We start from the raw sequence: 12,632 nt of genomic DNA on the forward strand, positions 1-12,632 counted from the left end.
CCGACGGGCATGAACGCCGGTGTGGCGATGGTGCCGCGCTGCATGGCGATGGTGCCAGCCCGCGCAGCGCCGTCTCGGGCATGGATGGAAAAGGCAAAACGCGTCATCGCCCGCCTATGGCGCGGACGACCGATTTGCGAAAGGGGGCGCTGCCCCGGCAAACGGCGATGCGGCGGCACATTGCCGGTGGCCATATCCATGGCATAGTGCCGGCAATGCCATCAAAGGGACAGCCCATGACTGCAAGATCAGGCGCAATTGCGGCCTTGTTGGCGTGCGCGCCGCTGTTGCTGGCGGCTGCCCCGCCGGCACCTGCCATCGATGCCGGCGCGCTGGCCGCAACAGGCCCGGCCCGGCGCTGCCTGCCGGAAACCACGGTGAAGGGCTATCGCATCGTCGGCGGCGGCAAATGGCTGATGGTGCAGGGCATCGGCCGCCGCTGGTGGCGCAGCCCGCTTGCGGCGTGCCGCCTGCCAGTGCGCAGCTACATCATCGAGCGCCGCAACTCCGTCGGCCAGATGTGCCGGCAAGACCCGTTTTATCTGGTGGACCCGTTCACCAGGGCGGACCTGACATATTGCAACATGGGCGATTTCACACCGGTTGCCGTGTCATCGCCGCCGGCATGAAAAAACGCGCCGATCAATTGCTTGCCGAACGCGGCCTGGCCGAAAGCCGCACCCGTGCCCAGGCCTTGATCCTCGCCGGATTGGTGTTTGTCGGTGACCGCCGCATCGCCAAGGCCGGCGACATGGTCGACGAGGCAGCGGCGTTCGATGTCCGTGGCCGCGATCACCCATGGGTGTCACGCGGCGGTGTCAAGCTGGCCCATGGCCTTGACCATTTTGGCTGGGACGTGTCCGGCGCCGTCGCAATGGATGTTGGATCTTCGACAGGCGGGTTCACCGATGTGCTGCTGACGCGCGGCGCCGTCCGGGTCTATGCCGTGGACAGCGGCACCAACCAGCTTGCCTGGAAGCTTCGAAGCGATGCCCGTGTCGTGGTGCATGAACAGCTTTCGGCCCGGCTGCTCACGCCGGAACATATCCCCGAACCGATAGATGTCATCGTCTGCGATGCCAGCTTCATCGGCCTGGCCAAGGTGCTGGAACGGCCATTGACCTTTGCTGCGCCCGCCGCCCGCCTGCTGGCGCTCATCAAGCCGCAGTTCGAGGCCGGCAAGGCCGAGGTTGGCAAGGGCGGTGTCGTCCGCGATGCCGCTGTCCACGACCGGGTGTGCCGAGAAGTATCGGACTGGCTGGCGGCCCAGCCGGGCTGGCAGGTCACCGGCATCACGCAAAGCCCCATCACCGGCCCCGAAGGCAATGTCGAATTCCTCATCGGCGCCGAGCGCGCCGCATGATGCATGCTACAGCCTTGTGGCGCTGCCGTCCCCATTGGGCTAAGGAGCCGTCATGACAGATACTCTTGGCGCGCCGCAGTTCCTGCGCGGGTCCTTTTTCCGCGCTGCAATCGTGATGGTTCCGCTGCTGCTGTTGCTCGGCGGACTGTCGGCGCGGCTGTCGGGGTCGACGACGGACAATGGCTGGTACCAGACGCTGACCCTGCCGTCGCTGCAGCCACCCGGCCCGGTGTTCGGTATTGCCTGGTCGGTCCTCTACACCCTGATTGCGCTGGCCTTTGCCTTTGCCTGGGCGACGCGGCCGGCACCCCACCGCCGGCTGGCACTTGGCCTGTTCCTGCTGGGCTTTGCCATCAACCTGACCTGGTCGCCGGTGTTCTTCAGGCTGCACATGATCACTGTGGCGCTGGGCATCATCGCGGTGATGTTTATTGTCGCGGTTGCCACGACTTTTGCCTTCGGCCGGGTCAACAGGCTGGCGGCATGGCTGATGCTGCCCTATTTGGTGTGGCTGTGCTTTGCGGGCGCACTCAACGCCCGCATCCTGTTGCTCAACCCGAACGCCGATGCGCTCCAGATGGGAGTTTGACCGATGCAGACCGAAAACAAGCTGTTCGAAGACCTGTCCAAGGTGGCCACCGCCGCGCTTGGCACCCTTGCCGGCGCCGGCCGCGAATTTCAGGACGCGGCGCGTGCCCGGGCCCGGGATTTTGTTGCCGGCGGCGAAACTATCGACATCGATGCCTTTGAAACGGTCAAGGCCAGCGCCGCCGCCGCTCGTGAAGCCGTCGAAGTGCTGCGCGCCGAAGTCGCCGAACTGCGCAGCGAAATCGCGGCTCTGCGGAATGAAAAGGCGGGCAAGAAAGCAGCATCTGGGGCCTCGCCGGCGTGATATCCACAACATTCTGTGGTTTCCTGCTTGCCGAATCGCGCCATTCTGGTCACCCTTCGAGCCGTAATGTGCGTGATCAGGGTGTGCGTGGCCAAGATGTGCCGGGGAGGGCGAACGCATGAGCTTCGTCGATACTGACTTCTCGCCGGCGCAGGCGGCGCCCATCGACATGCTGGAACATGTGTTCGACGCCAATGGCTGGGCGTTCGAACGCAGCGGCAACGAAGAAATCACTACGTCGATCAAGGCCGGCTGGGCGACGTATGAACTGCGTGCGCTTTGGCGCGATGAAGAACGCGTTTTGCAGATCATTGCCCGCGCCGATCTGGCCGCCGCCGATGATCGCCGCATGGCCGCTTATGAAACGCTGGGCCTCATCAACGAGCAATTGTGGATGGGGCATTTCGAGCTCTGGTCCGCCGATGGCAGCCTGTTGTTCCGTCATGCGACATTGCTCGCCGATGCCGATGGCGCTGGTGAAGCGGATCTGTCGATCGGCCAGGCTGAAATGCTGGTCGATGCAGCCGTAGATGAATTCGAACGCTATTATCCGGTGTTCCAGCTTGTGCTGTTCGCCGATCACAGCCCTCAGGATGCGATGGCTGCAGCTCTGCTCGAAACCGTCGGAGAAGCGTGAGCGCCACGGCGAGCATGACCGCCGCGCCCATCTGGCTGCTCGGCTGCGGTCATATGGGCGGCGCGCTGCTGTCGCGCTGGCTGGCCGAAGACCTTGGCCCGGTTGCCATCATCGATCCCATGCCCAAGGCGCTGCCACCCGGTTGCACGGCGCTGTCCGATCCGCCGCCCGGCCAGCCAGACGTCTTGGTGCTGGCCATCAAGCCACAGGTCTGGCGTGCGGCCTGCCAGCCGTTGGCGGGTCTGATCGGCGCCGGCACCATGGTCATTTCGATCATGGCCGGCATTTCGGTCGCTGATATTGCGTCCGTTTTTCCGGCGTCGGCCATCGTCCGCGCCATGCCCAATACGCCCGCTGCCATCGGGCAGGGCGCAACCGCATTGTTCACCGATGCCGGCGATCTGGCACAGGGCGCGGCCGAGGCGCTGTTCGGCCCGGCCGGCGCCACGGTCTGGCTCGGTGATGAAGGCCAGTTCGACGCTGTGACGGCGCTGTCTGGCTCGGGCCCCGCTTATGTCTTTGCCTTTGTCGAGGCGTTGGCCACAGCGGGCGTCCGCGCCGGCCTCGACCCGGCGCTGGCGATGCGACTGGCACGCGCCACGGTCATCGGATCGGCGGCGCTGGCGGCGCATGAACCCGGCGTCGTGATGGCCGACCTTCGTGACCGGGTGACCAGCCCTGGCGGCACCACGGCGGCGGGGCTGGCCGAACTGCGCCCTGATCTGGCAGGATTGCTGACCCGAACGGTGCTGGCTGCTGCGACAAGATCGCGAGAATTGCGCGAACATCGAATCCCATGAAAAGCTCTGATTGACGGCGCCTCTTGGCTGTTGTGCAGTCTTTCGTTCTTGGTATTGTCATTGCTAATAGTGATGCGCAATGTTGAAATTCGGGAGATTTGCCTTGGAGATGCTTCGTAGATTTTTCGTCATTGCTGCATCTTTCATTGCGCTGACTGCCTGCTCCGGTGGCATTGACACCAGGGTGGACGAACCCAGTGAAAAGGTTTTCAAGCGGCTTTACAATATGCCTGCCCAGTCGGACGCTTTCGCCAAGGCCGTGCAATTTCCCGGTACCAATTATTATGTAGGCAAGGGCGGCGTCTCGGAAGTGATCTGGTATTTCAAGCAGAACGGCGCCGGGATATGCCATTTTGTTGCGACCGTGACTCCCGAAGGCCCGTCGGCATCGCGGGTCAAGACCAGTCTGGTCGACGATAGCAAAGGCACCGAACGCTATATCTGCAAGCTCGTGAAGGTCGTCGGTGAAGAAAGCGTCGCAGCCACGCTCGCCCGCCGGTCAGCTGATGTCGCGGCCGTCAACAAGGAGATTCAAAAAGTCATGTTCAACAATCTCGGGGCAGTCGCTGATACCGTCAGCAGGGAGATGATGGAAATGGCGCCGCCTGCGGACAATGATTGCAAAAGAGGCAGTTTCGATGACCGCATAACGTGCCAGAAGTTCAAAAAGGCGCGCGAGAACCGCAACGAAGGGCGAAATGCAGGGAACCTCGATCAGTAGAATTGATCTGAAGGTTCAGAAATCGCCCCTGGGCTAAGCGCCTTGCAAGGCCCCCACGATAGACCGGTCCGCAACTGGCACCAAACCCATCAGCACGGCCCAGAAACCCGTCACCGCCTGCTGCCCAGCCTCGCGATAGGCATTGGCCATGCTGGCCTCAAGTTCGGTGAACAGCCGGTTTTCCAAGGCAGCGCCGCTGGCCGTCAGGCGCAGCAGCCGTTGCCGCCGGTCGGTCTGGCCGATGCTTTGTTCGACCAGCCCCTTGGCCTGAAGCTCGTTCAGTACCCGCCCCAAAGACTGTTTGGTGATGGCGAGCAGGCGCAGCAGGTCGCCAACCGAAAGCCCCGGCTGGCGCGCGATGAAATACAGCGCGCGGTGATGGGCGCGGCCGAGATCTTCGATGGCCAATATGGCATCGGCGCCGCGCACCATGGCCGAATAGCCGAAATACAGCAGCTCGATGCCCCGGCGGATTTCATCTTCGCGCAGGAACAGCGGCGATGCGCTGGGCGGACGCAGCGCCGTGACAGGGCTGGCGCCGCCAGCGTTTGATGCGACAGGGCCGGATCCTGCCGGGCTTGACGAGAAATTTGGGACAGTCATGTTGACGTATCTTGCACAAAGTCGCCGGCCAAGGCAAGAAGCAGGCCATGCGCCGGCCCCCGGCGCAATATTGCTGCGAGCGAACCGCCCGGGGCAGTGCAGATGACCAGCAGCAGGACCAAGGGCATGATCGACGCCACATTCGACAATCGCGACGGCACCATCTGGTTCGATGGCGCGCTGCGGCCGTGGCGCGAAGCCAATGTTCATGTCCTGACGCACGGCCTGCATTATGCCAGTTCGGTGTTCGAGGGCGGGCGGGCCTATGGCGGCAAGATCTTTGCACTGACCCAGCACAGCGAGCGGCTGCGGGCATCGGCGAACCTCATGGGCTTTGACTTGCCGTGGAGCACTGCGGAAATCGACGCGGCGTGCAATGAAACGCTGGCCGCCAGCGGCCTGAGCAACGCCTATGTGCGCCCGGTGGCGTGGCGCGGGTCCGAACAGATGGGCGTGTCGGCACAGCGCACGAAGCCGCATCTGGCGGTCGCCGTGTGGGAATGGGGCGCCTATTTCGGCCCCGAGGCGCTGCGCAAGGGCCTGCGGCTCAACATCGCGAAATGGCGGCGTCCAGCGCCCTACACCGCGCCGACCAAGGCCAAGGCGGCCGGCCTGTACATGATCTGCACCCTGTCCAAGCATGCCGCCGAGGACGCTGGCTATAATGATGCGCTCATGCTCGACTGGCGCGGCCAGGTTGCCGAAGCCACTGGCGCCAATATCTTTTTCCTCAAGGACGGCGTGCTGCATACGCCGACACCCGATTGCTTTCTGGATGGCATTACCCGCCGTACCATCATGGCGCTGGCCAAGCGCCGGGGCATCGAGGTGGTCGAACGCGCCATCTGGCCCGAGGAGCTTGAAGGCTTCAGCGAGGCGTTCCTGACCGGTAGCGCCGCCGAAGTGACGCCGCTGGCAGAGATCGGCCCCTGGAATTTCCAGGTTGGCGAATTGACGCTGCAAATGGCACAGGATTACGCAGATCTGGTCAACGGCCGCATCAGCCTTTGACGGCAGCGGCTATTCGCCGTTCATCAAGGTGATGCTGATCCGCCGGTTGCGCGGGTCGGCACCATCGGCTGGTACGAACAGATCGGTATCGGCAACGCCTTCGATGCGGCGAAAGCGATTGGCGGCCACACCGCTGCTGGCCAACATGCGGCGCGTGGCATCGGCGCGGGCAGCCGACAATGTCCAGTTGTTGGCGCCGCTCGGTCCCTGATAGCCAAGCGAATCGGTATGGCCGCGAATGGTGATGCTGTTGGGCGTGCCGTCTATGGCCCGCGACACGGTGCGGATCAGCGCGATGCTGGCCGGCGTCGGCGCGCTGGTGCCTACGGCGAACATGGCGAAATCGGCGCGCTCCACAAGGTCGATGCGCAGCCCGTCGCGGGTCCGCACGAACCGCACCTGGCCCTTGAGGCCCTTCAGGGTGGGATCGCCGGCCAGCCGGGCGTTGACCCGCTCCACCACCTTGGAAAAGCGCGTGTCATCGGCGGTGCGGCGACGGCCGGGGCTGGTGGATTTTTCCGATGCGGATTGCTCGGTGGGCGTCACGCCGCCGCCCGGCACTGCCACCGGGCGCGGTCCGCTGGGGCTTGAACGCGGCGCCACACCTTCGGTGGATTCAAGGCTGCGGCCGCCCATGACGCCGTTTGATCCGCCGCTGTTCTGCAACTGGATGACAGTGGGTGTGAAATAATCGGCCAATCCCTTGCGCTGGTCCTCGTTGGTGGCGCCCAGGATCCACAGCAGCATGAAAAACGCCATCATCGCGGTGACGAAATCGGCATAGGCAATCTTCCAGGCGCCGCCGTGATGGGCATGGGCGTGGCGCTTGGCTTTTTTGTAGATGATTTCCGGCTCGAACGGTCCTTCGGGTTTCATCGCGCCGTCCGCATTCCGTCAAAGACTTCGGAAAAGCTGGGTTGATGCGCCGGGCCGATGGCGGTGCGTGCCGCCTCGATCACCAGCGGCTGCGGCTGGCCCCTGAGCGTGGCGATGATGACCCGGCGCACCACCGCATAGATTTCGGCGTCCTGGTCGATCACCGTCTTGAGCCGGGTCGCCGCCGGTCCGACGATGCCATAGGACAGCAGCACCCCCAGAAAGGTGCCGACCAGCGCCGATCCGATCATCGCGCCCAAGATGGCCGGTGGCTTGTCGATGGACGCCATGGTCTTGATAACGCCCAGCACGGCGGCGACGATGCCGAGCGCGGGCAGCGAATCCGACATGGAATGCAATCGCTCGACCGGTTGCATCGCGGCATGGTGGTGCGTGTCGATGGCGGTTTCGATGACCTCGTCAACCGCATGCGCCGGCAGCGAGCCGGTGGAAACGACCATCAGCCGGATGGAATCGGTAATCAACGAGATCAGGAAATGGTCGGCGGCAAATTGCGGGTATTCGGCAAAGATGCTGCTGGATCTGGGATCTTCGATGTGCGGTTCGACCGCCGTCGGGCCTTCGGTCTTGAACAGGCGCATCAGCCGCGCCGTCAGGAAAATCGCGGCGCTGTAATCCTCCTTCTTGTATTTGGGACCTTTGACGATGCGGACAAAGCCCGCGCCCATCGCCTTGATGCCCTTGAGATCGGACGAGATCAGCGTGGCGCCCGCCGACGCACCGCCGATGATGAGCATTTCATGCGGCAGGGCATGCAAAATCGGCCCGAGGTTGCCGCCGGTAAGTGCGAAACCGCCGAACACCATGACGATGAGCACGACAAGGCCGATGACAGAGATCATGATGCTGTTTCACGCTCCCCATGTCCGATGCGCCTCGGACAGGGTTTACGGCGCGAAACCGTGTCGGCTTAAGCCCTGATTTCCTGCGCTGGGTTCATCCCAGCTTGTCCCACAGGCTGAGCGAGGCGGTGCGGGCAAAACTGGCTTGGGCCGCCTCCAATATGGTCAAAAGGCGCTGCATGCGGGCAATCGCCTCGGACATGTCGAGGTCTTCCAGCCGCGACAGGTCGACCGCCGTTGTCAGCTTTTCGCGGGTGATGCGCTCGCCTTCGGTGCCAAGCCGGGACTGGCGGGCGCCGACAATGGCCCGGGCATCGGCCAGCCGCGTGACATGGCCGTCGATCTGGCCGATGGCGCCGTCCATGGCGGCAGCGCGCACTATGGGGTTGGGTTCGACCAAGGCCTTGCCCAGATTGGCAAAAGTGTCGAAAATGCTTTCCCGGCCGGTGACTGCGTCACTGCTGCCGAATGCCTGTGGCCCTTCGATGCCGCCGGCAATCAGCCCGCCGCCCGCAGCCACCATCGGCGCCTGGCCATACCCTTGCCATTGCAGGACGCCGGCAGCGTCGGGGGCATAGGCCGGGCCGCCATGGGCAGCGCCGCCAAACAAGGGCTCGCCATCGGCGCCGCGCGCCTCGGCAAGCCCGGAAAAGGCCTCGGCAAGTTCGCCGACTTCTTCGGAAATGAGCAATCGGTCACCGGCATTCAGCGTGCCGTTGGCGCCCTGCAACGCCAGTTCGCGCAGACGCTGGACAATGCTGGTGATGCTGTCGAGCGCGGTATCGGTGGCCGACAGCCGGCGGTCGGCTGAATCGATGGCGCGGCCGGTTGCCGTGCTGGCCAGATCGGCCCGGCGCAGCGTGGCGGCGCGGACAAACGCCACCGGGTCGTCGTCGGGCGTGACGACCCGTTTGGCCAGACTGATCTGCGCTTGCGTCTCGGAAATCTCGCTGCCCAGCCGGACGAGGCGCTGTACGGCGCCGGCATGGCCGCTGCGGCTGGAGACGGGGTTCACTGGCGCAGGCCCAGCAGTGTGTCGAACAGGTCGCGGGCCGTGGCGATGACCTGGGCGTTGGCACGGTAGGCGACTTGCAGCCGGGTCAGTTCCGCCGCCTCGCGTTCGAGATCGACGCCGGTCACGTCGTCGGCGGCGCGTGCCGTATCGTCCTTGACTGCCAGCGCCGCCTGGACCAACCGGTCGGTTTCCGCCAGAGCGCTGCCGATGCGGGCCACGCCGGCATCATGGCTTTCTTCAAGCGTGCCGTCCGGGCCATCGTTGCTGCGCCGCTGCGCCAACGCCAGCGCGTTGCCATTGTCGCTGCTGCCCGCCCCGGTCTGCATCAGGCGGAACGTGTCGCCGGTTACGGCGCCGGCAGGAATGGCAAAGGCAAAACCGGTGCCGGCAATCAGCGAGCCATCGGCTGGCACCGTAGCGAGCACGGCGCCGCTGACCGGGTCGAGCACATCGGCGAGGCCCGGAGCAGTGATCACGACACGCCAGGGCAGGGGGGCGGCAATGCCAGCGGCGGCGGGATCGGCGACAACGCGCAGCCCGCCGCTGCCCAGATTGGCATCGGATGCGTCGGTGACATAAGGCGCGGCGACGGCAAGACGTTCCGGACCCAGCGGGCGCAGCGACAGCCCAGCTGCGCCGCCGCGCGGGCTGAGCGCCCAGGCATCGCCGGTTGCCGCGCCTGCCGATGTGCGCACCGTGACGCCGTCCAGCACCAGCGGGCCGGTGCCGGTGATGCTGGCGCTGCCGTCCGCGCGTTCCAGCGTGAAATCGCTCAGCCCCCGGATCAGCCGATAGCCGCCGGCAAAGGGCGCGGCGCCATCATCGATGGTGATGTCGATGGCGGCACTGCCGGCATTGGCCCTGCCGGCCGTGACCTCCAGCGTGGTGACGGAAAACAGCGTGGCGCCGCGATCCCCCAGTGCATCGGTGCCGCCCTGGTGCCAGTCGTTGGCGGCCACCGCAAACCGGTTGGCGAGCAGATCATTGTCCTGCCGCATGGCTGTGACCGACCGTGCCGCCTCGATCAGTCCGGACAGCCTGCCGCTGGCTGGCAGGCGCAAGGGGGTGGGATCATGGTCCGGGCCCAGGATGATCTCGGCGCCGGCGGGTGCATCCCGAAAGCCGATTTGTACCGGGCTGCCGGTTTCTGGCACCAGCAAGGCCGCTGCAGCGCCGGTGCCCAGCTTGACGGTAACGGCGCCCTTGATGCTTTCGCTGACGCTGATCCGTACCAGCCCGGACAGTTCGTCCAGCAACCGGTCGCGGCTGTCGAGCAGGCCGTTGGCGGCGGTGCCCCCGGACTGGGTGCGGCGCAGCTCGCTGTTGACCCGCGCCAGTGCTGAAGTCAGGCTGTTGATGGTCCGGGCTGTGTCCTTGGCGGCCTTGGCAATATCGGCGGACAGCGCATCCATGTCGGCGCCGAGACCGCGAAACCCGCCCGCAGCGGAATCGGCGGCCGACAGGAACAGTGCGCGGGCTCCAAGGCTGGTCGGGGCCGATGCAAGATCGTTGCCGGCGTCGAAGAACGCCCCGACACGCCCGCCGGTATCGGCATTGGTCACCAGCGACTGGAGCCGCTGCAACCAGTCGCTGCGCACGGCAAAACGGGCGTGATCGCCGCTGGCCACGCGTGCGGCATTGGTTTTCAAGGCATCAGCGGCGCGGGCGATGCTGTCGGTTCGGACGCCGGCGCCGCTGAAGTTTTCGCGGTCGATCGGCCCGCCCGGCCCGGTTTGCGGTGTCGACAGGATCAGGCTGCGCCGTACATAGCCTGGTGTGTCGGCATTGGCGACATTGTCGCCCGTCACCGCCAGCGCCGCCTGAAATGCGCGCACTCCGGCGCTGCCCAGTGCAAGAAGGTCCATCATGGCTGCGGCTCCATTTTGCCGGCCTGCGGCGTTTGCATTTTGATTGCCTCCGGCATTTTCAGGCCCATCAGCCGCGCGATGCCCATTGGGGCGGCCCGTGCGATGGCTTCGGCGCGAGCGCGGTCGACCTGGTCGCGGACATGTTCACCGCCGCTGCCCATCAGGTCATCGCCCAGATCGGCGCTGCGGGCGGATTTCAGCAATGTCTGGGCAATCAGCGTTTCGAACTGGTGCGCCGCTGCGGCCAGCTTGCGGTCTTGCGGCGATGCCGCCAATTTGCCCAGTTGCGGCGATACCGACGCGGGCGGCGGCCATGGGCCGGGCAGGGTGCGCGACGGCAGCTGCAAGGCGGGGAGCGGCATCAGATCACGATCAGCTCGGCACGCAGGGCGCCGGCTGCCTTCAGGGCTTCGAGGATGGCCACGAGGTCGCCAGGCGCCGCGCCCAGCGCGTTCACCGCATCGACAATGTCGCCCAGCCGCGCACCGGGGGCGAACAGGTTCATACGGGTTGGGCTTTCTGCGGCCTCCAGACCGGATTGCTGCGTCACCACCGTCTGCCCACGCGCCAGCGGCCCGGGCTGGCTGACACCCTGGTTTTCGGTGACGCGCACCGTCAGGCTGCCATGGGCAACGGCGGCGGGCAGGATGCGCACCTCGCCGCCGATGACCACCGTGCCGGTGCGGGCGTTGACGATGACGCGTGCCGGCGGCGCCCCGAGCGCCACGTCCAGCGCCTCGATGCGGGCGGCCAGCGCGATGCGGCGCGGTGCCTCGTCGGGCGCGTTGATGCGGATGCTGATGCCATCTTCGGCGCGGGCCGTTTCGCTGCCGATACTGCTATTTATCGCGTCTGCAACCGCTCTTGCCGCGCCGAAATCCGGCTCGTTCAAGTCGAGCATGAGCGGTCCCGGAGCGGCAAATGGCGAAGCGACTGCGCGCTCGACTGACGCGCCGCCGGGCACCCGGCCCGACGACGGCGTGCCGACGACAATCTTGGACCCGTCCTTGCCTTCGGCGCCAAAACCGCCGACGGCCAGATTGCCCTGCGCCAGTGCATATACCTCGCCGTCGGCACCCTGCATCGGGCTCATCAACAATGTGCCGCCGCGCAGCGATTTTGCCTGGCCAAGCGCCGATACGGTGACATCGATCCGCTGCCCCGGCTTGGCGAATGGCGGCAGTTCGGCCGTGATCATCACGGCAGCGGCGTTCTTGAGCTGCGGGTTGATGCCCGGCGGCAACAGCACGCCCAGCCGCGCCGCCGCCGATTTCAGCGACTGGATGGTGAATTCCAGATTCTGGTCGCCGGTGCCCGACAGGCCGACGACAATCCCGTAACCGGTCAGGGCATTGCTGCGCACGCCCGAAAATCGCGCAATGTCCTTGATGCGTTCGGCCTGCGACGGCGCGGCGGCAAACAGGCTGATCCAGCCTGCGGCAAAGATCACCAGCCCGCGCATCACAGCGGCGACACCTTGGCAAAGAACCGCGCCAACCAGCCCTGCTTGCTCTGGTCAGCGATCTGGCCGGTGCCGGCATAACGGATGCGGGCATCGGCCACGCGCGTAGAAGGCACGGAGTTGTCGGCGCCGAGATCGTCGATCCGCACCAGCCCGGTCAGCTGCACCTGTTCCTCGCCTCGGCCCAGTGTCAGCCGTTTTTCGCCGGCCACCATCAAGATGCCGCCGGGCAGCACGCGCGACACGGTCACGGTCAGTTCACCGAACAGCTGGTTGTCCTGCGCGGCGCTGCCGCTGCCGGAAAAACCCTGTGTGGCGCCGCCTTGCAAAAGGCCGGGCGGGACATAGCTGAACGGCGGCACCTGCGGCAGGCTGATGTCGTTGTCGCTTTCGCGGCTGCTGTCGGCGCTGGCGGATTTGGACGCGCGCGTCTGTTCCATCAGCCGGATGGTGATGAGGTCGCCCACCCGCCGCGCCCGGCGGTCGCTGGCCAGCCCGGTGAAACTTGCGGCGCTATAGAG

At 65.6% G+C, this 12,632-nt stretch carries 16 protein-coding genes; 8 read left to right on the top strand and 8 right to left on the bottom strand.

The features are described from left to right. The first annotated feature begins 236 nt into the window (after positions 1–236). The 7 genes from RMQ73_RS00395 to RMQ73_RS00425 all read left to right on the top strand — a co-directional run bounded on the left by RMQ73_RS00395 (position 237) and on the right by RMQ73_RS00425 (position 4,413). A complete protein-coding gene (locus RMQ73_RS00395; protein ID WP_310495977.1) occupies positions 237–629 on the top strand; it encodes a hypothetical protein in 393 nt (130 codons plus the stop codon). Beyond that, positions 626–1,363, top strand: a complete 738-nt coding sequence (locus RMQ73_RS00400) for a TlyA family RNA methyltransferase (protein ID WP_310495978.1) — start codon at positions 626–628, stop codon at positions 1,361–1,363. Before RMQ73_RS00395 ends, RMQ73_RS00400 begins: the two co-directional genes overlap by 4 nt. 52 nt (positions 1,364–1,415) lie before the next feature. Then, on the top strand, positions 1,416–1,952 hold the full coding sequence (locus tag RMQ73_RS00405) for a TspO/MBR family protein (RefSeq protein ID WP_310495979.1): 537 nt from the start codon (positions 1,416–1,418) through the stop codon (positions 1,950–1,952). A gap of 3 nt (positions 1,953–1,955) precedes the next feature. Further along, a complete protein-coding gene (locus RMQ73_RS00410) occupies positions 1,956–2,255 on the top strand; it encodes an accessory factor UbiK family protein (RefSeq protein WP_310495980.1) in 300 nt (99 codons plus the stop codon). Positions 2,256–2,373: 118 nt separating this feature from the next. Continuing rightward, complete coding sequence (locus RMQ73_RS00415) at positions 2,374–2,892, top strand: YbjN domain-containing protein (RefSeq protein WP_310495981.1); 519 nt, start codon at positions 2,374–2,376, stop codon at positions 2,890–2,892. Between the two features lie 14 nt (positions 2,893–2,906). After that, positions 2,907–3,692: a pyrroline-5-carboxylate reductase gene (gene proC / locus RMQ73_RS00420; protein ID WP_310495982.1), complete on the top strand. Its 786-nt coding sequence runs from the start codon at positions 2,907–2,909 to the stop codon at positions 3,690–3,692. Between the two features lie 103 nt (positions 3,693–3,795). After that, positions 3,796–4,413: a hypothetical protein gene (locus RMQ73_RS00425; protein ID WP_310495983.1), complete on the top strand. Its 618-nt coding sequence runs from the start codon at positions 3,796–3,798 to the stop codon at positions 4,411–4,413. Between the two features lie 33 nt (positions 4,414–4,446). Here RMQ73_RS00425 and RMQ73_RS00430 read toward each other — a convergent pair whose 3' ends face one another. Continuing rightward, positions 4,447–5,016, bottom strand: a complete 570-nt coding sequence (locus RMQ73_RS00430) for a MarR family winged helix-turn-helix transcriptional regulator (RefSeq protein ID WP_409049810.1) — start codon at positions 5,014–5,016, stop codon at positions 4,447–4,449. 102 nt (positions 5,017–5,118) lie between these two features. Between RMQ73_RS00430 and RMQ73_RS00435 the strand changes: the two genes are divergently transcribed. Then, positions 5,119–6,027, top strand: coding sequence for a branched-chain amino acid aminotransferase (locus tag RMQ73_RS00435; RefSeq protein ID WP_310495985.1), 909 nt, complete (start codon positions 5,119–5,121; stop codon positions 6,025–6,027). 9 nt (positions 6,028–6,036) lie between these two features. Here the strand turns inward: RMQ73_RS00435 and RMQ73_RS00440 are convergent, their stop codons facing one another. From RMQ73_RS00440 to RMQ73_RS00470, 7 genes are all read right to left on the bottom strand, one after another. Further along, positions 6,037–6,903 (bottom strand): flagellar motor protein MotB, encoded by an 867-nt coding sequence (locus RMQ73_RS00440; protein ID WP_310495986.1) that lies wholly within the window; start codon positions 6,901–6,903, stop codon positions 6,037–6,039. Beyond that, entirely contained in the window at positions 6,900–7,766 is an 867-nt protein-coding gene (gene motA / locus RMQ73_RS00445; RefSeq protein ID WP_310495987.1) for a flagellar motor stator protein MotA, read from the bottom strand. Before motA ends, RMQ73_RS00440 begins: the two co-directional genes overlap by 4 nt. Before the next feature lie 94 nt (positions 7,767–7,860). After that, complete coding sequence (locus tag RMQ73_RS00450) at positions 7,861–8,781, bottom strand: flagellin (RefSeq protein ID WP_310495988.1); 921 nt, start codon at positions 8,779–8,781, stop codon at positions 7,861–7,863. Next, entirely contained in the window at positions 8,778–10,649 is a 1,872-nt protein-coding gene (locus tag RMQ73_RS00455; RefSeq protein WP_310495989.1) for a FlgK family flagellar hook-associated protein, read from the bottom strand. Before RMQ73_RS00455 ends, RMQ73_RS00450 begins: the two co-directional genes overlap by 4 nt. Next, complete coding sequence (locus RMQ73_RS00460; RefSeq protein ID WP_310495990.1) at positions 10,646–11,011, bottom strand: hypothetical protein; 366 nt, start codon at positions 11,009–11,011, stop codon at positions 10,646–10,648. The genes RMQ73_RS00455 and RMQ73_RS00460 overlap by 4 nt, the downstream gene beginning before the upstream one ends. Beyond that, a complete protein-coding gene (locus tag RMQ73_RS00465) occupies positions 11,011–12,111 on the bottom strand; it encodes a flagellar basal body P-ring protein FlgI (protein ID WP_310495991.1) in 1,101 nt (366 codons plus the stop codon). The genes RMQ73_RS00460 and RMQ73_RS00465 overlap by 1 nt, the downstream gene beginning before the upstream one ends. Then, positions 12,111–12,632 (bottom strand): flagellar basal body L-ring protein FlgH (locus RMQ73_RS00470; protein ID WP_310495992.1); only part of this gene is annotated, 522 nt, incomplete at its 5' end. The genes RMQ73_RS00470 and RMQ73_RS00465, both read right to left, overlap by 1 nt.

It is taken from the genome of Sandarakinorhabdus sp., from assembly GCF_031430775.1.
Taxonomy (GTDB): Bacteria; Pseudomonadota; Alphaproteobacteria; order Sphingomonadales; family Sphingomonadaceae; genus Sandarakinorhabdus.